This is a genomic window from Streptomyces sp. NPDC060027 (assembly GCF_042737005.1).
Taxonomy (GTDB): Bacteria; Actinomycetota; Actinomycetes; order Streptomycetales; family Streptomycetaceae; genus Streptomyces.
Genome location: NZ_JBHWVI010000149.1, coordinates 1 through 21,315 on the forward strand (window position 1 = coordinate 1; position 21,315 = coordinate 21,315).

General features: G+C 70.3%; 14 protein-coding genes. 8 read left to right on the plus strand and 6 right to left on the minus strand.

Annotation, left to right across the window (positions count from 1 at the left end):
- Positions 1–51: 51 nt before the first annotated feature.
- A complete protein-coding gene (gene ileS / locus ACFWBT_RS29580) occupies positions 52–3,195 on the minus strand; it encodes an isoleucine--tRNA ligase (protein ID WP_385705818.1) in 3,144 nt (1,047 codons plus the stop codon).
- A gap of 582 nt (positions 3,196–3,777) precedes the next feature.
- Here ileS and ACFWBT_RS29585 point away from each other — a divergent pair.
- From ACFWBT_RS29585 to ACFWBT_RS29605, 5 genes are all read left to right on the plus strand, one after another.
- Positions 3,778–4,695, plus strand: coding sequence for a TraR/DksA family transcriptional regulator (locus ACFWBT_RS29585; RefSeq protein WP_385705820.1), 918 nt, complete (start codon positions 3,778–3,780; stop codon positions 4,693–4,695).
- A gap of 132 nt (positions 4,696–4,827) precedes the next feature.
- Complete coding sequence (lspA, locus tag ACFWBT_RS29590) at positions 4,828–5,454, plus strand: signal peptidase II (protein ID WP_385705822.1); 627 nt, start codon at positions 4,828–4,830, stop codon at positions 5,452–5,454.
- A gap of 121 nt (positions 5,455–5,575) precedes the next feature.
- Positions 5,576–6,520 (plus strand): RluA family pseudouridine synthase, encoded by a 945-nt coding sequence (locus ACFWBT_RS29595; protein WP_385705824.1) that lies wholly within the window; start codon positions 5,576–5,578, stop codon positions 6,518–6,520.
- Positions 6,521–6,558: 38 nt separating this feature from the next.
- Complete coding sequence (locus tag ACFWBT_RS29600; RefSeq protein WP_385705843.1) at positions 6,559–7,029, plus strand: GNAT family N-acetyltransferase; 471 nt, start codon at positions 6,559–6,561, stop codon at positions 7,027–7,029.
- Positions 7,030–7,106: 77 nt separating this feature from the next.
- Positions 7,107–8,693 carry a Na+/H+ antiporter gene (locus tag ACFWBT_RS29605; RefSeq protein ID WP_385705826.1) on the plus strand — a complete coding sequence of 529 codons (1,587 nt, stop codon included), beginning with the start codon at positions 7,107–7,109 and terminating at the stop codon, positions 8,691–8,693.
- A gap of 114 nt (positions 8,694–8,807) precedes the next feature.
- On the opposite strand, the gene ACFWBT_RS29610 is transcribed toward ACFWBT_RS29605, so the two are convergent.
- Positions 8,808–9,959, minus strand: a complete 1,152-nt coding sequence (locus tag ACFWBT_RS29610) for a mechanosensitive ion channel family protein (protein ID WP_385705828.1) — start codon at positions 9,957–9,959, stop codon at positions 8,808–8,810.
- A 158-nt stretch (positions 9,960–10,117) separates the two neighbouring features.
- Between ACFWBT_RS29610 and ACFWBT_RS29615 the strand changes: the two genes are divergently transcribed.
- Positions 10,118–10,687 carry a dienelactone hydrolase family protein gene (locus ACFWBT_RS29615; protein WP_385705830.1) on the plus strand — a complete coding sequence of 190 codons (570 nt, stop codon included), beginning with the start codon at positions 10,118–10,120 and terminating at the stop codon, positions 10,685–10,687.
- Positions 10,688–10,748: 61 nt separating this feature from the next.
- Here ACFWBT_RS29615 and ACFWBT_RS29620 read toward each other — a convergent pair whose 3' ends face one another.
- From ACFWBT_RS29620 to ACFWBT_RS29630, 3 genes are all read right to left on the minus strand, one after another.
- A complete protein-coding gene (locus ACFWBT_RS29620; protein ID WP_385705832.1) occupies positions 10,749–12,416 on the minus strand; it encodes an alkaline phosphatase D family protein in 1,668 nt (555 codons plus the stop codon).
- Between the two features lie 153 nt (positions 12,417–12,569).
- Positions 12,570–13,409 (minus strand): thioredoxin domain-containing protein, encoded by an 840-nt coding sequence (locus ACFWBT_RS29625; protein WP_385705833.1) that lies wholly within the window; start codon positions 13,407–13,409, stop codon positions 12,570–12,572.
- Positions 13,410–13,502: 93 nt separating this feature from the next.
- Complete coding sequence (locus tag ACFWBT_RS29630) at positions 13,503–14,189, minus strand: hypothetical protein (RefSeq protein WP_385705835.1); 687 nt, start codon at positions 14,187–14,189, stop codon at positions 13,503–13,505.
- A 238-nt stretch (positions 14,190–14,427) separates the two neighbouring features.
- Between ACFWBT_RS29630 and ACFWBT_RS29635 the strand changes: the two genes are divergently transcribed.
- Positions 14,428–16,059, plus strand: a complete 1,632-nt coding sequence (locus tag ACFWBT_RS29635) for an IS200/IS605 family accessory protein TnpB-related protein (protein WP_385705838.1) — start codon at positions 14,428–14,430, stop codon at positions 16,057–16,059.
- 54 nt (positions 16,060–16,113) lie between these two features.
- Here the strand turns inward: ACFWBT_RS29635 and ACFWBT_RS29640 are convergent, their stop codons facing one another.
- Entirely contained in the window at positions 16,114–17,442 is a 1,329-nt protein-coding gene (locus ACFWBT_RS29640; RefSeq protein ID WP_385705840.1) for a DUF2252 domain-containing protein, read from the minus strand.
- A gap of 265 nt (positions 17,443–17,707) precedes the next feature.
- Here ACFWBT_RS29640 and dnaE point away from each other — a divergent pair, with 265 nt between their 5' ends.
- Positions 17,708–21,247, plus strand: a complete 3,540-nt coding sequence (dnaE, locus tag ACFWBT_RS29645; protein WP_385705842.1) for a DNA polymerase III subunit alpha — start codon at positions 17,708–17,710, stop codon at positions 21,245–21,247.
- The last annotated feature ends 68 nt before the right edge of the window (positions 21,248–21,315 follow it).

Here is a 21,315-nt window from a genome sequence, read left to right on the forward strand (position 1 = left end):
GCCAGGATTCCTGGTGGCCCCGGGCCTTCGGTACGGGTGCGCCGGTCCTCGTTACGCCTTGCGGAGGCGGAACACCAGGGACAGGCCCTCGTCCGTGAAGGGCTCCCCGTAGGTGCCGTCGGCCTCGCCCTGGGCGAAGTCCGTGGCGAGGACCTCATCGGCGATCAGACCGGCGTGCTCGCCGAGTGCCGCGATGACCGCCGGGTCCGTGGAGACCCAGCGGAGCGCGATGCGGTCGGCGACGTCGAGGCCACTGTTCTTGCGGGCCTCCTGGATCAGCCGGATCGCGTCACGGGCGAGGCCCGCCCGGCGCAGCTCCTCGGTGATCTCCAGGTCGAGGGCGACCGTCGCGCCGGAGTCGGAGGCCACCGACCAGCCCTCGCGCGGGGTCTCCGTGATGATGACCTCGTCCGGGGCCAGCGTCACGGTCTCGCCGTCGACCTCGACCGACGCGGTGCCCTCGCGCAGGGCGAGGGACAGGGCCGCGGCATCGGTCTCGGCGATGGCCTTCGCCACATTCTGGACGCCCTTGCCGAAACGCTTGCCCAGCGCGCGGAAGTTCGCCTTCGCCGTGGTGTCGACCAGTGAACCGCCGACCTCGGAGAGTGAGGCGAGCGAACTCACATTCAGCTCCTCGGTGATCTGCGCGTGCAGCTCGGGGGTGAGGGTCCCGAAGCCGGTCGCCGCGATCAGCGCGCGGGACAGCGGCTGACGGGTCTTGACGCCCGACTCCGCGCGCGTGGCGCGGCCGAGCTCGACGAGACGACGGACCAGCACCATCTGGCGCGACAGCTCCGGGTCGATGGCCGAGAGGTCGGCCTCCGGCCAGGTCGACAGGTGCACGGACTCGGGGGCGTCCGGGGAGACCGGGACCACCAGGTCCTGCCAGACCCGCTCGGTGATGAACGGGGTCAGCGGGGCCATCAGCCGGGTGACCGTCTCCACGACCTCGTGCAGCGTGCGCAGCGCGGCCTTGTCGCCCTGCCAGAAGCGGCGGCGGGAGCGGCGGACGTACCAGTTGGAGAGGTCGTCGACGAAGGCCGACAGGAGCTTTCCGGCGCGCTGGGTGTCGTAGGCCTCCAGAGCCTGCGTCACCTGGTCGGTGAGCGCGTGGAGTTCGGACAGGAGCCAGCGGTCCAGCACCGGGCGGTCGGCCGGGGCCGGATCGGCCGCGCTGGGCGCCCAGTTGGTGGTGCGGGCGTACAACGCCTGGAAGGCGACGGTGTTCCAATAGGTGAGGAGCGTCTTGCGGACGACCTCCTGGATCGTGCCGTGGCCAACGCGCCGGGCCGCCCACGGGGAGCCGCCGGCCGCCATGAACCAGCGCACCGCGTCGGCGCCGTGCTGGTCCATCAGCGGGATCGGCTGGAGGATGTTGCCCAGGTGCTTGGACATCTTGCGGCCGTCCTCGGCGAGGATGTGGCCGAGGCACACGACGTTCTCGTACGAGGACTTGTCGAAGACCAGGGTGCCGACGGCCATCAGCGTGTAGAACCAGCCGCGTGTCTGGTCGATGGCCTCGCTAATGAACTGCGCCGGGTAGCGGCTCTCGAAGATCTCCTTGTTCTTGTACGGGTAGCCCCACTGCGCGAACGGCATCGAGCCCGAGTCGTACCAGGCGTCGATGACCTCCGGGACGCGGGTCGCCGTCAGGCCGCAGCCGTCCTGCGGGCACGGGAAGGTGACCGCGTCGATGTAGGGGCGGTGCGGGTCCAGGTCCGACTGGTCGGTGCCGGTCAGCTCGGACAGTTCCGCGCGCGAGCCGACACAGGTGAGGTGGCCCTCCTCGCACGTCCACAGCGGGAGCGGGGTGCCCCAGTAACGGCTGCGCGAGAGCGCCCAGTCGATGTTGTTGTTCAGCCAGTCGCCGAAGCGGCCGTGCTTGACGGACTCCGGGAACCAGTTGGTGTCCTCGTTCTCCTGGAGGAGACGGTCCTTGACGGCCGTGGTGCGGATGTACCAGGACGGCTGCGCGTAGTACAGCAGCGCGGTGTGGCAGCGCCAGCAGTGCGGGTAGCTGTGCTCGTACGGCACGTGCTTGAAGAGCAGGCCGCGGTTCTGCAGGTCCTCGGTGAGCTTTTCGTCCGCCTTCTTGAAGAAGACCCCGCCCACGAGCGGGACGCTCTCCTCGAAGGTGCCGTTCGGGCGGATCGGGTTCACGACCGGCAGGCCGTACGCGCGGCAGACCTTGAGGTCGTCCTCACCGAAGGCGGGGGACTGGTGGACCAGACCCGTGCCGTCCTCGGTCGTCACGTACTCGGCGTTGACCACGAAGTGGGCGGGCTCGGGGAACTCGACGAGCTCGAACGGACGTTGATACGTCCAGCGCTCCATCTCGGCACCCGTGAAGGACTCGCCCGTGGTCTCCCAGCCCTCGCCGAGCGCCTTCTCGACGAGCGGCCGCGCGACGACGAGCTGCTCCTCGCCGTTCGTCACGACGACATAGGTGACGTCCGGGTGCGCGGCGACCGCGGTGTTGGAGACCAGCGTCCACGGCGTGGTCGTCCACACCAGGAGCGCGGCCCGGCCGGCCAGCGGACCGGAGGTGAGCGGGAAACGGACGTACACGGAGGGGTCGACGATCGTCTCGTAGCCCTGGGCCAGCTCGTGGTCCGAGAGGCCCGTCTCGTCGCGCGGGCACCAGGGCGCCACGCGGTAGTCCTGGACCAGCAGGCCCTTGTTGAAGATCTCCTTGAGCGACCACCAGACGGACTCGATGTACTCGGGGTCCATGGTCCGGTAGGCGTCGTCCAGGTCGACCCAGTAGCCCATGCGGTTCGTCAGCTCGGTGAACGCGTCGGTGTGGCGGGTCACGGACTGGCGGCACCGGTCGTTGAACGCGGCGATGCCGTACGCCTCGATGTCCTGCTTGCCGGTGAAGCCGAGCTCCTTCTCGACCGCCAGCTCCACCGGGAGGCCGTGGCAGTCCCAGCCGGCCTTGCGGCCCACGTGGTAGCCGCGCATGGTGCGGAAGCGCGGGAAGACGTCCTTGAAGACGCGCGCCTCGATGTGGTGGGCGCCCGGCATGCCATTGGCGGTGGGCGGACCTTCGTAGAACACCCATTCCGGCCGGCCCTCGGACTGCTCAAGGCTCTTGGCGAAGATCTTCTGCTCGCGCCAGAAGTCGAGCACGGCGTGCTCGAGGGCGGGCAGGTCGACCTGGGCGGGCACCTGGCGGTACGTCGGCGCTGTCATCGGCGAGCTTCCTCCAACGGACTTTCTGCCTTCCGTCGGAGGGACGAGAGCCGTGTTGCTACGGACGCCGTGTGCGGCGCGCTCCCGCGGTACCACCCTCCTTGGCTCCCCGGTGCGCCGTTCGCACCAGTGAGCCCCCTCATTGGGGTCGCGATGCCGGGTCTACTGGCCCCTGAGGGGTGTTCTGCCGGCGGCTCCGGGGTGATCTTCACGTCGCGCTCGCCCCCGGGCTTCCACCGTCCCCGGGTCGCTCCTGGCCGCGTACGCCGCTACTCGTCCCCATCCACGCTTCTCGCTCCGCCCAGTGTACGGCGCCCCGGGGACAGCGGCCGACCGGTTTTCACGGGCGCGGCCGTGGCCTGCGCGGTGACCCGAATGGCGAGGCGCACGCGTCCGGATCCTGGGACGCCGGGCCCGGCGGATTACCCGGCGGGGAGCTGGGCACAACGCATGCAGGCTTGCCGCGCGGGGCTCGCGAGGTGGGCGAATCGTGGGCGTGCCCCGTTGCCGCGGGTCAGAAGTCGATTTATCGTCCCAGCACGATTCGCGAGCAAGATCACAATATGTGAAGGGGCCGCGGCCATGGTGGCGAAGAAGACCGCCGTACAGCAGTCGGCGTCCGGCAGATCCACCGGTGCGGCGGCCAAGGACGTGGGTGGGAAGAAGACCGCACAGGGGGATCCCGCGACGGGCGAGGCGAAGCCGGTGAAGACGACCTCCAGGACCACGGCTCCGGCCGGGAAGGCGCAGCCCACGAAGACGGCCGACACGACAGCGGCGTCCCCGGGCACCGCGTCCGCGAAATCCGCCTCCACGAAGGCGGCGGCCAAGAAGACCACCGCCAAGAAGGCCACCGCGAAAAAGGCGGCGACAGTGGCGAGGAAGCCGGTGTCCAGGAAGTCCGCGGCCAAGAAGAGCTCCGGCACGGCGGGGAAGAGCACCAGTACGGCCAAGAAGACGGCCGCTTCCGCGGCCCAGGGTGCGGCCGAGGCCGCGAAGACGACGGGAGCCACGACGGTGGTTGCGAAGAAGACTCCTGGCACGGCGACGGCTGCGAAGAAGGCCACCGCGGTCCCCAAGGCGCGGCTCGCCGCGGTGGAGCCAGGCGAGCTCGCGGTGCGCCCGGGCGAGGACCCCTGGACCCCGGAAGAGGTCGGGTCGGCACGCGCGGAGCTCCAGTCGGAGGCCCTGCGGCTGCGCACCGAGATCTCGTCGTCCGAGGAGGCCCTTGCGGGCCTGATGCGGGACTCCGGGGACGGCGCGGGCGACGACCAGGCGGACACCGGCACGAAGAACATCACACGCGAGCACGAGATGGCGCTCAACTCCAACGCGCGCGAGATGCTGGAGCAGACCGAGCGCGCCCTGGACCGCCTCGACGCGGGCACCTACGGGCTCTGCGAGAACTGCGGCGACCCCATCGGCAAGGCCCGCATGCAGGCCTTCCCGCGCGCCACCCTGTGTGTGGAGTGCAAGCAGAAGCAGGAGCGCAGGCACTGAACCGCGGGCGGCGGACGGAGCGCCGCCGCCTCGCGGTGCGCGCGTGCTCCTGAGCACAGGAGCCCAGGAGCCGAGGAGGGTGTGCCGTACCCTCGTCCTCAGTCAGGAACCTAGGTCGAGGGACTCACTCACGTGGCAGAGGCGGAGCGCATCATCGGTACGCCGGACATCTCAGGGGCGGCGGGAGCCGAGCCGGGGGAGTCCGACGGGAACGCGGCGGCGTCGGGTGACCGGTCCGGCGCGGACGGGACGGCCCCGGCCGAGCGGCCCAAGGGCAGGCGCAGGATCGCCGTGCTCTTCACGGTGGCCGTGCTGGCGTACGCCCTCGATCTCATCAGCAAGATGATCGTGGTGGCGAAGCTGGAGCACCACGACTCGATCGAGATCATCGGGGACTGGCTGAAGTTCGAGGCGATCCGCAACGCGGGCGCGGCCTTCGGCTTCGGCGAGGCGTTCACGATCATCTTCACGGTGATCGCCGCGGCGGTGATCGTCGTCATCGCCCGGCTCGCCCGCAAGCTCTACAGCGTGCCGTGGGCCATCGCCCTGGGCCTGCTGCTGGGCGGTGCGCTCGGCAACCTGACCGACCGGATCTTCCGCTCGCCCGGCGTCTTCGAGGGCGCGGTCGTGGACTTCATCGCGCCCAAGCACTTCGCCGTCTTCAACCTCGCCGACTCGGCGATCGTCTGCGGCGGCATCCTGATCGTGCTGCTGTCCTTCCGGGGCCTCGACCCGGACGGCACGGTCCACAAGGACTGACGTACGGGCCGCCCGGCCGGGCGGCCACGACCCGCGCGCGGGGGCCGCCGGGCGGCCTCCACAGGCACTGGCGTTCGGGCTGTGGTCCGGCGGTGTCCGAGCCGTCCGGCATACTCGACGGGTGAGTACCATTCCCGAGATTCGCACCCTGCCCGTGCCCGACGGCCTGGAGGGCGAGCGCGTCGACGCCGCCATCTCCCGCATGTTGGGCTTCTCCCGTACCAAGGCCGCAGAGCTCGCCGCGGCGGGGAAGGTCACGGTCGACGGCTCGGTGGTCGGCAAGTCCGAGCGGGTGCACGGCGGCTCCTGGCTCGAGGTGGAGATGCCGCAGGCCCCCGCGCCCGTACAGATCGTCGCCGAGCCCGTCGAGGGCATGGAGATCGTGTACGACGACGACGACGTGGTCGTGATCATCAAGCCCGTCGGCGTGGCGGCGCACCCCAGCCCGGGCTGGTCCGGCCCGACCGTCATCGGCGGTCTCGCGGCCGCCGGCTACCGGATCTCGACCTCCGGCGCCGCCGAGCGCCAGGGCATCGTGCACCGCCTCGACGTGGGCACCTCGGGGCTGATGGCCGTCGCCAAGTCGGAGCGCGCGTACACGTCGCTCAAGCGCCAGTTCAAGGAGCGCACGGTCGACAAGCGCTACCACGCGCTCGTGCAGGGCCATCCGGACCCGACCAGCGGCACCATCGATGCGCCCATCGGACGCCACCCGAACCACGACTACAAGTGGGCGGTCACGGCCGAGGGCAAGCCCTCCGTCACGCACTACGACCTCATCGAGGCGTTCCGCGCCGCCTCCCTGCTCGACATCAAGCTGGAGACCGGGCGCACCCACCAGATCCGCGTCCACATGGCGGCCCACCGGCACCCGTGCGTCGGCGACCTGACCTACGGCGCGGACCCCACGCTCGGCAAGCGCCTCGGCCTCACCCGCCAGTGGCTGCACGCCGTGCGGCTCGGCTTCGAGCACCCCGCGGACGGACGGTGGGTGGAGCTCGAGAGCGACTACCCCGAGGACCTTCAGGCCGCACTCGACAAGGTCCGTGAGGAGAGCTACGCGTGAGCGGTGGCCCGGACGGGGCGGCGGGAGCCTCCCCAGCGGTGCGGGACGGCGCGTACGAGGTGCGGGTGGCCAAGGACGCCGCGGACCGTGAGGCCTGTTTCTCCGTGCGCAAGGACGTCTTCGTCGGTGAGCAGGGCGTCCCGGAGGACATCGAGTACGACGCGTACGACCCCGGCGCCCTGCACGTGCTGGCGGTCCGCGAGGACGGCCTGCCGCTCGGTACCGGGCGCCTCCTCGAGGGGGAGGCGGCCGCGGCGAAGGTCGGCGGGGATCCGGCCGTCGGCTCGCTCGGACGGCTCGCCGTGACGCGCGAGGCACGCGGGCTCGGCGTCGGCGCCGCGCTCGTCGGTGCCATCGAGGACGCGGCACGCGCGCGCGGCCTGGCCGCCGTGGACCTGCACGCGCAGACCCACGCGCTGGGGTTCTACGAGCGGCTCGGGTACGTGGCGTACGGACCGGAGTTCCCGGACGCCGGAATGCCGCACCGTGCGATGCGCAAGGCCCTGTGAGCGGGGATAGCCGAACGGCGTGGCACGCTTGAGGTCTGGTTCGCCTGTGATCGTCTAGACCCGCCGGAGCGCTGACCGTGGATCAGTTGGCCCTGCTGTTCGTGCTGTTGCTCGGGGCCGTGATCAGTGTCCCGGTGGGAGAGCGGTTCGGGCTGCCCGCGCCGGTCCTGATGACCCTGCTCGGGATAGTGCTGGCCGTGCTGGAGTTCGTCCCGAACGTGGACATCCCGCCGGATCTGATCCTGCCCGCGCTGCTGCCGCCGCTGTTGTACGCGGCGGTGCGGCGCACCTCCTGGAGACAGTTCGCCGCCAACCGGCGCCCGATCTTCCTGCTCGCCGTGGCGCTCGTGTTCGTCACCACGCTCGCCGTGGCGGCCGTCGCCCACGCGATCGTGCCCGGCCTGCCGGTCGCCGCCGCGGTGGCGCTCGGCGCGCTGGTGGCGCCCCCCGACCCCGTGGCCGCCACCGCCGTCGCGGGACAACTCGGGCTGCCGCGCCGGCTGGTGTCGATCCTGGAGGGGGAGGGGCTCTTCAACGACGTGACGGCCATCGTGCTGTACCACGTCGCGATCGCCGCCGCGGTCAGCGGGACCTTCTCGCCGTGGCGGGCCGGGCTCGACCTCGTGCTCTCCGCCGTCGTCGCCGTCGTCATCGGATTCGCCCTCGGATGGGCGGCGAACAGACTGATGTCCCTGCTCGGCGACGCGACCCTCCAGATCGGGCTGACCCTGCTGGTGCCGTACGCCTCGTACGTGCTGGCGGAGGAGCTGCACGGTTCCGGGGTGCTCGCCGTGCTCACCACCGCCCTGTTCCTCGCGGAGTACGCCACCGACGCCGACGACGTGATGACCCGGCTCGCCGGGTCGACCGTCTGGGACGTGGTGGACACGCTCGTGACCGGCGTCGCCTTCGGGCTCATCGGGCTGGAACTCCACAACGCGCTCCGTACGGCCTCGGGGCGGTGGGGCGAGATGCTCGGCTGGGCCGCCACCATCGTGGTCGTGGTCGTGTTCGTACGCCTGGCGTGGCTGCTGCCCGCGACCTGGCTGACCAAGCGGCTGCACGCCAAGCGGGACTACGACGAGGAGATCCCGACGTCATGGCGGGAGACCGTCGTGATGTGGTGGGCGGGGATGCGCGGGGTCGCCTCCGTGGCCCTGGCGCTCGCGATCCCGCTGGAGATGGACGACGGGTCGCCGTTCCCCGACCGGGACGAGATCGTGTTCATCGCCTTCGGAGTGATCATGGCGACCCTGGTGATCCAGGGACTCACCCTGCCGTGGCTGGTCAGAAAGCTCGGGGTCCGGGCCGACGAGGACATCGAGAAGGCCTTCGAGAAGGAGCTCGCGGTGCGGGCCGCGAAGGCCGCGAAGCGGCGGCTGCGGGAGATCGAGGAGGTCGAGGAGCTGCCGGAGGAGGTCTCCGAGCAGTTGCTGCGCAGGGCCTTCGACATCGGGGTGCGGATCAGCCCCGACATGGGGGACGAGGAGCGGCGCGAGGCGCACGAGCAGCGGGTGCGGCGGCTCAAGCGGATGCGGCGCATCCAGGCCGAGATGATGAGCGCGGCCCGGCACGAGGTGCTGTCCGCGCGGAGCGAGCCCGGGGCCGATCCGGAGATCGTGGACCGGGTCCTGAGACACCTCGACGTACGCAGCCTGCGCTGATCCGCCGCCCGCCCCGGCTCCCAGCCCAGCCCGTCCGCACACGTGGTGGCGCGGACGGGCTGGGAGCGACGGGGCCGGGGACCGGAGGGCTGCCCCGGGGTGGGTGGCGCGGAGTCAGCCCCGGCCGGGGCCCGTCCGGGGTGGCTCGTGGATGTGGCGGCCGTGGTTCGCGCGGGCCGCCACTCCGTCCGCGCCGTCCGGCTCCGCGTGCCCAGGGCGCCGCGTCCGGCCCGGGGGCAGCATCGCCTCGGCGGTGTTGACGCGGGGGAGCGCGTACGGGTGCTGTTCGGTCAGCCAGCGGATCAACTGCTCGCGGACCGTGACCCGTACCGTCCAGATGTCGTCCGCGTCCTTCGCGGTGACCAGGGCGCGGACCTGCATGGTGTTGGGCGTCGAATCGGTGACGGCGAGGGCGTAGTCGCGGCCGTCCCAGGCCGGGCACTCGCGCAGGATGTCGCGCAGCTTCGCGCGCATCGCCTCCACCGGGGCGGAGTGGTCGACGTGCAGGAAGACGATGCCGGTCATCTGGGGGGTGCCGCGCGACCAGTTCTCGAACGGCTTGGACGTGAAGTACGAGACCGGCATGGTGATCCGGCGCTCGTCCCAGGTCCGGACCGTCAGGAACGTCAGCGTGATCTCCTCGACCGTGCCCCACTCGCCGTCGACCACCACCGTGTCGCCGAGCCGCACCATGTCGCCGAAGGCGATCTGCAGGCCCGCGAAGAGGTTCGCGAGGGTGGACTGGGCGGCGACACCGGCGACGATGCCGAGGATTCCGGCCGAGGCCAGCAGCGAGGCACCGGCCGCGCGCATCGCCGGGAAGGTGAGCAGCATCGCGGCGATCGCGACCACGCCGACGACCGCGGAGACCACCCGCTGGATCAGCGTGACCTGGGTGCGCACCCGGCGGACCCGCGCCGGATCGCGGTGCGCGTTCGCGTAGCGGGTGTACGAGGTCTCGACGATCGCCGTCGCGATGCTCACCACCAGCCAGGCGGCGGCGCCGATGAGGATCAGGGTCAGGGTCCGGCCGATGCCGATCCGATGCTCCACCAGCAGCTTCGCCTGGGCGTACGAGGCTCTGAGCAGAGCCGCGAACAGGACCAGCTGGAAGGGGACACGGCCGCGGCGGAGCAGACCCCACAGGGAGGTCTCGCTGTGCCGGTCGTCCACCCGACGCAACAGGCGGTCCACGGACCACCCGATGAGCAGCGTGAGCACGACCGAGCCACCGACGACGATCACCGGGCGCAGTACGTTCTCCATGCCTGAGAACGTAACCGGCCATGGGCGGTCATGAACATGTGTTCTTCGGGCGGAACGGGGTATCCGTTCTGCCCGGGACGGCGGGGTACCCCCTCCTCCGGGTGCGGAGCAGCCACCTCCACCCGGCGCTGTCGGTGCCGGCTGGCACCATGGGACCCATGAACATCATGCTCTTTCACTCGACCTACGGTCTCCGGCCGGCGGTGCGCGCGGCGGCGGACCGGCTGCGGGCCGCGGGACACGAGGTGTGGACGCCCGACCTCTTCGAGGGGCGCACCTTCGAGACCGTCGAGGAGGGCATGGCCTTCAGTGACGAGACCGGCAAGGACGAGCTGCTCAAGCGCGCGGTCCTGGCCGCCGCGCCCTATTCCGGGCGCGGTCTGGTCTACGCGGGCTTCTCCCTCGGCGCCTCCGTCGCGCAGACCCTGGCCCTCGGCGACGAGAAGGCCGTCGGCCTGCTCCTGCTGCACGGCACGTCGGACATCGCCGAGAGCGCGTCGGTGGACGAACTGCCGGTCCAGCTGCATGTCGCCGAGCCCGACCAGTTCGAGACGGACGACTGGCTGAGCGCCTGGTATCTCCAGATGCGGAGAACCGGAGCCGAAGTGGAGATCTACCGGTACGCGGGCGCGGGGCACCTCTACACCGACCCCGACCTGCCCGACTACGACGCCGAGGCGGCCGAGGCCACCTGGAAGGTGGCACTCGGCTTCCTCGACGGCTTGTAGACCGGCAGCCGCGTACGTCGGCAGCCGCCCAGGTCGGCGGGCCTGTACGGCGGCGGGCCGGTCAGACCGGGTCGTACGTCCGCTCGACCTTCTGCGTGCCGCTGGGCGTGCGGTACGAACGGGCCCAGGACGAGGTCGCGTTCGGGTTCGTGCGGTCGGAGAGCACGTAGTAGTCCATCTGCGCTCGGGTGGCGGTGATGTCCAGCACGCCGTAGCCGTGGCGGTCGGTGTCGACCCAGTGGACATGGCGGTTGGCCGCGCGGATGACCGGGGAGGCGATGGCCGAGACGGCGCCCTCGGGGACCTTGACGATGTCGTCGAGGTTGTCCGAGGTGATCGAGGTGACCACGAACTCCGTGGCGGCGGAGGCGGACAGCGGGTACGTTCCGGCGTCCACCGGCACGTCGTTGGCCCAGGCCATGTGGATGTCGCCGGTCAGGAAGACCGTGTTGCGGATGGCGTTGGAGCGCAGGTGCGCGAGCAGTTCGCGGCGGTCGTCCGTGTAGCCGTCCCACTGGTCCGTGTTGAGGGCGATGCCCTCCTGCGGGAGGCCGAGCAGTTTGGCGAGCGGCTTGAGAAGGTCGGCGGACAGGGAGCCCACGGCGAACGGCGAGATCATCACCGAGTTGCCGACCAGACGCCAGGTGGTGTCCGAGGCCTTGAGGCCGGACTTCAGCCAGTCGAGCTGGGCGCGGCCGGTGAGCGTCCGGTCCGGCTCGTCGACCGAGCCGCTGGCCGTGGACGCCTGCTGCGACCTGAAGGAGCGCAGGTCGAGCAGCGAGAGGTCGGCGAGCTTGCCGAAGCGCAGCCTGCGGTAGGTGGTGCCGGCGATCGCCGGGCGGACCGGCATCCACTCGAAGTAGGCCTGTTTCGCGGCGGACTGACGGGCCGACCAGGTTCCCTCGGCGCCCTCGGTGTGGTTGACCGCGCCGCCCGACCAGGAGTTGTCGGCGAACTCGTGGTCGTCCCAGATCGCGACGACCGGCGCCTTGTGGTGCAGGGCCTGGAGGTCCGGGTCGGTCTTGTAACGGCCGTGCCGGGTGCGGTAGTCGGCGAGGGTGAGGATCTCGTTGGCGGGGGCGTGCGGCCGTACGACCGTGCCGCGGGTCCCGTACTCGCCGGACTTGTACTCGTAGATGTAGTCGCCGAGGTGCAGCCAGGCGTCCAGGTCGTTTCGGGCCGCGAGGTGGCGGTACGCCGAGAAGTAGCCGGCCTCCCAGTTGGCGCAGGAGACCACGCCGAAGCGCAGGCCCGGCACGGCCGCGTCCGCCGCCGGCGCGGTGCGGGTGCGCGCCGGGGGCGAGTCGGTGCCGCCCGCCGAGAAGCGGAACCAGTAGTCGGTGGCCGGAGTCAGGCCGCGGATGTCGGCCTTGACCGTGTGGTCGGAGGAGGCCGTCGCGAGGGTGGAACCCTTGGCCACGATCGTGGTGAACGCCTTGTCCTTGGCGACGGTCCAGCTCACCTCGGTGTCCGGGCCGAGTCCGGAGCCCGGTATCGCCTGGGAGTCCGGTGTCACCCGGGTCCACAGCAGGATGCCGTCGGGCAGCGGGTCGCCGGAGGCGACCCCGTGCAGGAAGGCCGGCGCCTCGGCGGCGCGGGCGGGCAGGGCGGCCGCGAGCGGGGCGGCGAGGACGGCGGTGGCGGCCGCGGCCTTGACGACCGTACGGCGGCGCGGAGCGCGGGAGTTGAGGCTGCCCGCGGAGTCGGTTGATCTCTGTCGACTGGTCACGGGCGATGAGGTTACCGATCGGTACAAGCTAAGAGCGGGCGAACTGGAAAAGTTCGCCCGCTCTTTGGCTTTTCGCCGCTCAGGTCACTCGGACCACTGGGGCCTCACGGGTGGCTTCGACGCCGTGGACGGCTCGGGACCCGCCGGGGCCGGTCAGGCCTTGAGGGCCGCGTCGATCGCGCTGGTGAAGTCGGGGACCGTCATCGGCGCGTTGCCGTCCGAGCCGGTGAGCTTCTTGCCGTCCATCACCAGGCTCGGGGTGCCGGTGACACCGTCCTTGTTGGTGTCCCACGTCTTCGACATCGCCAGTGCCCAGGCGTCGTAGGTGCCCTTCTTGACCGCGTTCTGGAACTTGGCGTTGTCCTTCAGGGCGGGGACGGTGTTCGCGACCTTGATGAGGTAGGCGTCGTCCTTGAACTTGTCAGTCGTCTCGTCCGGGTGCCACTTCGCCGAGTACAGCGCGGTCTTGTACTTGAGGAACGCCTCGGGGCTGACGTTCAGGGCGGCGCCCATCGCGCTCATCGCGTTCTTGGAGCCCTCGCCGCGGGAGCCGATCTGTCCCTTGCCCAGCGAGTCGCCGTCGAGGAACGTGCCGCCGATGTACTGGATCTTGAACTTGCCGTCGTCCAGGTCCTTGTCGACCGTCGAGCCGACGATCTGCTCGAAGCTGGCGCACACGGGACAGCGCGGGTCCTCGTAGAGCTTGAGGGTCTTCTTGGCGGTGTCCTTGCCGATGACGACCGTGGTGCCCTCGGTACCCGTGGTGTTGGCCGGGGCGACGACCTTGGCGTCCTTCAGGCCCTCCCAGTAGGTGGGCTTGTTGTTCTGCACGACCGCGTAGCCGATGCCGCCGGCTATCGCGAGGACCGCGACGAGCGAACCGGCCACGATCGCCTGGCGCTTGACCTTGTCGCGCTTGGCCTGGCGCTCGCGCTCGGCACGCAGTCGCTCTCGGGCCGCGGTCTTCTCTGCCGCGCTGTTCCGCTTGCTCATGGTGGTGATCTCCATCAGGGACGCGCACTCGTCGTACGCGGAATACGTATGGGGGGACTGCTGGTGCTCAGGGCTGCGCCCGGGAGCGGTCGCTCAGGCGAAAGCGACCGGGCGGGGCGGTCCGCGGCGTCCCAGGGAGTGCACGAACAGACGGGTGCGGGCGGCGGCCGACCGGCGCGCTGTGCGCGGCAGCGGATGGGCCGGGGCGAGCCGTACGGTCACCGCGGCGACGGCGAGCAACAGCGGCCGGAAGGTCGAGGCGGCCACCGCGCGCAGCAGCTGGTCCAGCGCGCGCTCGCCGCGGCGCAGCCAGGCGGCCGCGAGCAGGCCGACGGTGACATGCGCGCCGAGCAGCAGCCAGGCGGCGGCCGGGTCGGCGTCGGAGAGCAGGGCGGCGGCACGGTCGGGGGCGCCGCCGGTCACCCGGGACAGCGGAGTGCCCAGGCTGCCGCCGCCGCACAGCACGTCGAAGCCGACCGAGCGCAGCGGACCGGCGACCGGGCCGCCCGCCCTGCCGTAACAGACGTGCTGGCTCGTGGTGAACACGGTGTCGGCGGCCAGCTCCAGCGGGATCAGCAGGGCCGCGATCCGGCCGAAGCCCCGCTCACGGCCCGCCAGGGCGAAGGAGAGGGCGAAGACGGCGGCGGCGATCGCGGCCACGGTGGACAGCGGCAGCGGCACCCGGGACAGCAGCACGTGCGACGCGGCGGAGAGCGTCACGACGACGGCCGTGAACACTGCCGCGCGCACGGCTCTGAGCTGGGTCCTGGATATGTCCATAGCAGAGGTGAGTGTCCCACGTGCTCCCGTAAGCGTCCCCTAAAGGGTTGGCGACTGCTGCTCTTCGGCTGCGTGTGGGGGTGTTCTGGCGTGTATGGGTGAGTGTCGGTGACGTTGGTCCGCGTGAGGGTGCGGGCGGGAACGGGAGTTCTTGTCCCGAAGGGGTGACCTGTGCGGGTGGTGGTCGTTGGGTGGGGTGACGGGGTGTTCGCGGGGTGACGGGGCGGGGGTGAGCGGGTTGGGTGATGGGTTGCGGGTGGTGGGGGCGTCGTTCGTGGTGCCCGGTCCGTCGGGTGTGGCGGTCCGGGACCGGCTCAAGGGCCTGACCGCCGGGGACGAGACGGTGCTGCGGCTGGTCGGCGACCATCTCGGTTCGCTGGCGTCCCGGGACCTCAAGTTGCGGTGTGCGGCCGGTCTGAAGCACGACAACAAGGGGTGGGCGTCGCGTAAGCGGGAGCTGACCGGGCTGTCGTCGTCGCGGTGGGCGGGGGCGTTGACGAAGGCCACGCACGATCAGTGGGCTTTGGCCCGGCGTGGCCAGGCCGCGCACATCCAGCAGCTCGAATCCGGGGTGAACACGATCCGGCACCGGCTGTCGCTGCCTGTCGGCGAGAAGGGCAACAAGCGGCTTGCCGGTGGCTATCGCAGTCGGCGGGAGTGGCATGCCAAGACGCGTCGGCTGGGGGTGCTGGAGGACCGGCTGGAGCAGGCGCGGACCGACTGGGCGGCCGGGCGGGTGCGGGTGGTGCGGGGCGGGAAACGGCTGCTGAACACTCGCCACCACCTGAAGCAGGCGCAGCTCACCGAGGAGGCGTGGCGTGTGCGGTGGGAGGCGTCGCGCCGGTTCCTGCAGGCGGACGGCGAGAGCGGGAAGCGGTACGGCAACGAGACCATCCGGGTCAGCCCCGACGGCGAGGTCAGCATCAAGCTCCCGGCCCCGCTCACCCGCCTCGCCAACACCGCACACGGCCGCTACGTCCTCACCGCGCGGGTGTCGTTCGCACACCGGGGCGAGACATGGCGCGACCGCGTCCACGCCAACCGGGCCGTTGCGTACCGCATCCACGAAGATGTCCAGCGCCAACGCTGGTATCTGACCGCCTCCTGGACCGTCCCACCCGCCCCCATCGTGCCCCTGGCCGCCGTCCGGGCAGGAGGCTTGATCGGTGTCGACACCAACGCCGATCACCTCGCGGCCTGGCGGTTGGACGTGCATGGCAACCCGGTCGGCGCCCCGCGCCGCTTCGACTACGACCTGTCCGGCACCGCCGACCACCGCGACGCTCAGGTACGCCACGCCCTGACCCGCCTGCTGCACTGGGCCCGACGCCATCACCTCGCGATCGCCGTCGAGGACCTCGACTTCACCGCCGAGACCAGCCGGGAGAAACACGGCCGACGAAAGAAGTTCCGCCGGCTGATCTCCGGCATGCCCGTCGCCCGGCTGCGCGCCCGCCTGGTGTCGATGGCTACCGAACTCGGTATCCCGCTGGTCGCGGTCGACCCCGCCTACACCTCCCGCTGGGGTGCCCAGCACTGGCAGAAACCCCTCACCAGCACCACCAGGAAAGCCACCCGCCACGACGCGGCCGCCGTGGCGATCGGAAGGCGCGCCCTGGGGCATCAGGTCCGGCGTCGGACGGCACGGCCCCGTACCCACCAGCGTGATGGGTACGGGCATCGGACCGTCCAGGCCCGACCGGCCACCCCGGGGCGCGAGGAAACCCGCCCCCGCATTCCCGGACCACGGACACGATCCGTGCCGCCCGGACGCGGAGCGAACGCGGGCAACCAGAACGCCCAACACCGTCCGGGGCGTTCGACTGAGCACGGGTTCTGGCAACAGGACCCACTCCCGCTCAGTCTTTAGGAACGGTTCCTGTGCGTTACGGGAGCGTGGTGAGGCGACCGGGTCGCGTGGCCTTCAAAGACCCGGGATCCGTCCGTTGCGGAACAGGTCCACGAAGATCTGGTGGTCGCGGCGGGCGCGGGTGCCGTAGTCGTGCGCGAAGTCCACCAGCAGGCCGGCGAAGCCGTCCTCGTCGGCCGCGATGGCCGCGTCGATGGCCCGCTCCGTGGAGAACGGCACCAGCTCCGAGTGACCGCTCTCGTCGTCCGCCGCCGCGTGCATCGTGGCGGTGGCCCGGCCGAGGTCGGCGACGACCGAGGCGATCTCCTCGGGGTCGTCGATGTCACCCCAGTCCAGGTCCACCGCGTACGGCGAGACCTCGGCGACCAGCTGGCCCGCGCCGTCCAGTTCGGTCCAGCCGAGCCACGGGTCGGCGTGCGCCTGCAGGGCGCGCTGGGAGATCACCGTGCGGTGGCCCTCGTGCTGGAAGTACTCGCGGATCGAGGAGTCCGTGACGTGCCGGGAGACGGCCGGGGTCTGGGCCTGCTTGATGTAGATCACGACATCGTTCTCCAGGGCGTCGCTGTTGCCCTCCAGAAGGATGTTGTACGACGGCAGTCCGGCCGAGCCGATGCCGATGCCGCGGCGGCCCACGACGTCCTTCACGCGGTACGAGTCAGGGCGGGCCAGCGAGGACTCCGGAAGCGTCTCCAGGTAACCGTCGAAGGCCGCGAGGACCTTGTAGCGGGTGGCGGCGTCCAGCTCGATGGAGCCGCCGCCCGGCGCGAAGCGGCGCTCGAAGTCGCGGATCTCGGTCATCGAGTCGAGCAGCCCGAAGCGGGTCAGCGAGCGGGCGTCGCGCAGCGCGTCCAGGAGCGGGCCCTCGGCGGTCTCCAGCGTGAAGGGCGGCACCTCGTCGCTCTTGGCGCCGGTGGCGAGGGCGCGGATGCGCTCGCGGTAGGCGGCCGCGTACACCCGCACCAGCTCGGTGATCTGCTCGTCACTGAGCGCCTTCGCGTAGCCGATGAGGGCGACGGAGGCGGCGAAGCGCTTGAGGTCCCAGGTGAAGGGGCCGACGTAGGCCTCGTCGAAGTCGTTCACGTTGAAGATCAGGCGGCCCTGGGCGTCCATGTACGTGCCGAAGTTCTCGGCGTGCAGGTCGCCGTGGATCCACACCCGCGAGGTCCGCTCGTCCAGGTACGGGCCGCCCCGCCGGTCCTGGTCGAGATCGTGGTAGAAGAGCCCCGCGGTGCCGCGGTAGAAGGCGAACGCGGAGGCCGCCATCTTGCGGAACTTCACGCGGAACGCGGCCGGGTCGGCCGCCAGGAGCTCGCCGAAGGCGGTGTCGAAGACGGCGAGGATCTGCTCGCCGCGTTGCTCGGCGCTGAGCTGCGGGACCGACATCGCTGGGTGCCTCCTGGTGCAGGTGGTGCGTGGCTGACAGGGCGGGCGCGCCGCCCCGGGGACAAGGGGTCCGTCCACTTCCAACGGACGAAGATACGCGGGAGTGCCCGGGTTCCGGCGGCGAACGTACGCCCGGGATCCCGGCCCCCGCATGAAGGTACGGGTGATCCTCCGCCGAGTGTCAGTCGCGCGTCATAGACTTCGACGCTGACCCCCCAGACTGTCCGCAGCCTGTCACCAATGGTTCTTCCTGGAGGCCGAAACCGTGTCGAAGCCGCCGTTCACGCACCTGCACGTCCACACCCAGTACTCGCTGCTGGACGGTGCCGCGCGGCTCAAGGACATGTTCGACGCGTGCAACGAGATGGGCATGTCCCATATCGCGATGAGCGACCACGGGAACCTCCACGGGGCCTATGACTTCTTCCACACGGCGAAGAAGGCGGGCGTCACGCCGATCATCGGCATCGAGGCGTACGTCGCCCCGGAGTCCCGGCGCAACAAGCGCAAGATCCAGTGGGGCCAGCCGCACCAGAAGCGCGACGACGTGTCCGGTTCGGGTGGTTATACGCACAAGACGATCTGGGCGGCGAACCGGACGGGCCTGCACAACCTCTTCAAGCTCTCCTCGGACGCGTACGCCGAGGGCTGGCTCCAGAAGTGGCCCCGGATGGACAAGGAGACGATCTCCCAGTGGTCGGAGGGGCTCATCGCCTCCACCGGCTGCCCCTCCGGCGAGCTCCAGACCCGGCTGCGCCTCGGCCAGTTCGACGAGGCACTGAAGGCGGCCGCCGAGTACCAGGACATCTTCGGCAAGGACCGCTACTTCCTGGAGCTGATGGACCACGGCATCGAGATCGAGCGCCGGGTCCGCGACGGACTCCTGGAGATCGGCAAGAAGCTCGGCATCCCGCCCCTGGTGACGAACGACTCGCACTACACGTACGCGCACGAGGCGACCGCCCACGACGCCCTGCTGTGCATCCAGACCGGCAAGAACCTCTCCGACCCGGACCGCTTCCGCTTCGACGGCACCGGCTACTACCTGAAGTCGACGGACGAGATGTACGCGGTCGACTCCTCGGACGCCTGGCAGCAGGGCTGCGCCAACACCCTCCTGGTGGCCGAGCAGATCGACACGACCGGCATGTTCGAGGCGAAGAACCTCATGCCGAAGTTCGACATCCCGGACGGCTTCACCGAGGTCACCTGGTTCCAGGAGGAGGTGCGCCTCGGCATGGAGCGCCGCTTCCCCGGCGGTGTCCCCGACGACCGCCAGAAGCAGGCCGAGTACGAGATGGACGTCATCATCCAGATGGGGTTCCCGGGGTACTTCCTCGTCGTCGCCGACTTCATCATGTGGGCCAAGAAGCAGGGCATCGCGGTGGGACCCGGCCGTGGTTCCGCGGCCGGCTCGATCGTCGCGTACGCCATGGGCATCACCGACCTCGACCCGATCCCGCACGGTCTGATCTTCGAGCGGTTCCTCAACCCCGAGCGCGTCTCCATGCCCGACGTCGACATCGACTTCGACGAGCGCAGGCGCGTCGAGGTGATCCGGTACGTGACCGAGAAGTACGGCGCCGACAAGGTCGCCATGATCGGCACGTACGGCAAGATCAAGGCGAAGAACGCCATCAAGGACTCCGCGCGCGTGCTGGGCTACCCGTACGCCATGGGCGACCGGCTCACCAAGGCGATGCCCGCCGACGTCCTCGGCAAGGGCATCGACCTGAACGGCATCACCGACCCCAAGCATCCCCGCTACAGCGAGGCCGGCGAGATCCGCGGGATGTACGAGAACGAACCGGACGTCAAGAAGGTCATCGACACCGCCAAGGGCGTCGAGGGCCTGGTCCGGCAGATGGGCGTGCACGCCGCCGGCGTGATCATGTCCAGCGAACCCATCGTCGACCACGCCCCGATCTGGGTGCGGCACACCGACGGCGTGACCATCACGCAGTGGGACTACCCCCAGTGCGAGTCGCTGGGCCTGCTGAAGATGGACTTCCTGGGCCTGCGCAACCTCACGATCATGGACGACGCCATCAAGATGGTGAAAGCCAACAAGGGCATCGACCTGGAGATGCTCGCCCTCCCGCTGGACGACCCCAAGACCTTCGAACTGCTCTGCCGCGGTGACACCCTCGGCGTCTTCCAGTTCGACGGCGGCCCGATGCGCTCGCTGCTCCGCCAGATGCAGCCCGACAACTTCGAGGACATCTCCGCCGTCTCGGCCCTCTACCGGCCGGGCCCGATGGGCATGAACTCGCACATCAACTACGCGGAGCGCAAGAACGGCCGCCAGGAGATCACGCCGATCCACCCGGAGCTGGAGAAGCCGCTCGAAGAGGTCCTGGCCGTCACCTACGGCCTGATCGTCTACCAGGAGCAGGTCCAGAAGGCCGCCCAGATCATCGCGGGGTACTCGCTCGGCGAGGCCGACATCCTGCGCCGCGTGATGGGCAAGAAGAAGCCCGACGAGCTGGCGAAGAACTTCGTCCTCTTCCAGGAGGGCGCCCGCAAGAACAACTACAGCGACGAGGCCATCCAGGGCCTGTGGGACGTGCTGGTCCCCTTCGCCGGCTACGCCTTCAACAAGGCCCACTCCGCCGCGTACGGACTCGTCTCGTACTGGACCGGCTATCTGAAGGCGAACTACCCGGCCGAGTACATGGCCGCGCTGCTCACCTCGGTGAAGGACGACAAGGACAAGTCGGCCGTCTACCTGAACGAGTGCCGGCGCATGGGCATCAAGGTGCTGCCGCCCAACGTGAACGAGTCCGAGCAGAACTTCGCCGCCCAGGGCGACGACGTGATCCTCTTCGGCCTCTCGGCCGTCCGCAACGTCGGTACGAACGTCGTGGAGTCGATCATCCGCAGCCGCAAGGCCAAGGGGAAGTACGCCTCCTTCCCCGACTACCTCGACAAGGTCGAGGCGGTCGCCTGCAACAAGCGCACCACGGAATCGCTGATCAAGGCCGGCGCGTTCGACACGATGGGGCACACCCGCAAGGGCCTCACCGCGCAGTTCGAGCCGATGATCGACAACGTGGTGGCGGTCAAGCGCAAGGAGGCCGAGGGGCAGTTCGACCTCTTCGGCGGCATGGGGGACGAGGACACCAGTGAGCCCGGCTTCGGACTCGACGTGGAGTTCACGACCGACGAGTGGGACAAGGCCTATCTGCTCGCCCAGGAGCGGGAGATGCTCGGCCTGTACGTCTCCGACCACCCGCTCTTCGGCCTTGAGCACGTGCTGTCCGACAAGGCGGACGCGGGCATCTCCCAGCTGACCGGAGGCGAGCACGGGGACGGCGCGGTCGTGACGATCGGCGGCATCATCTCGGGCCTGCAGCGCAAGATGACCAAGCAGGGCAACGCCTGGGCGATCGCCACCGTGGAGGACCTCGCGGGCTCCATGGAATGCATGTTCTTCCCGGCGACGTACCAGCTGGTGTCGACCCAACTCGTCGAGGACGCGGTCGTCTTCGTCAAGGGACGCCTCGACAAGCGCGAGGACGTGCCGCGCCTGGTCGCGATGGAGCTCCAGGTCCCGGACCTGTCGAACGCGGGCACCAACGCGCCCGTGATCCTCACCATCCCGGCGCTGAAGGTCACTCCGCCCATGGTCAGCCGCCTCGGCGAGATCCTCAGCCACCACAAGGGCGAGAGCGAGGTCCGCATCAGGCTCCAGGGCCCGCGCAAGACCACCGTGCTGCGGCTCGACCGGCACCGGGTGAAGCCCGACCCCGCGCTCTTCGGTGACCTGAAGGTGCTGCTCGGCCCGTCCTGCCTGGCCGGCTGACGGGACGAGCACCGAGGGGCGCATACGGTACCCGGTTCGCCCCCCGGGGCGTGGCAGGGGCGCAATTG

Excerpts from the sequence above, each read along its gene's own strand:
- ACFWBT_RS29610 (WP_385705828.1), bottom strand. The coding sequence starts at position 9,959 with ATGGAGAACGTACTGCGCCCGGTGATCGTCGTCGGTGGCTCGGTCGTG.
- ACFWBT_RS29640 (WP_385705840.1), bottom strand. The coding sequence starts at position 17,442 with ATGTCGGTCCCGCAGCTCAGCGCCGAGCAACGCGGCGAGCAGATCCTC.
- ileS (WP_385705818.1), bottom strand. The coding sequence starts at position 3,195 with ATGACAGCGCCGACGTACCGCCAGGTGCCCGCCCAGGTCGACCTGCCC.
- ACFWBT_RS29630 (WP_385705835.1), bottom strand. The coding sequence starts at position 14,189 with ATGGACATATCCAGGACCCAGCTCAGAGCCGTGCGCGCGGCAGTGTTC.
- ACFWBT_RS29585 (WP_385705820.1), top strand. The coding sequence starts at position 3,778 with ATGGTGGCGAAGAAGACCGCCGTACAGCAGTCGGCGTCCGGCAGATCC.
- ACFWBT_RS29615 (WP_385705830.1), top strand. The coding sequence starts at position 10,118 with ATGAACATCATGCTCTTTCACTCGACCTACGGTCTCCGGCCGGCGGTG.
- ACFWBT_RS29625 (WP_385705833.1), bottom strand. The coding sequence starts at position 13,409 with ATGAGCAAGCGGAACAGCGCGGCAGAGAAGACCGCGGCCCGAGAGCGA.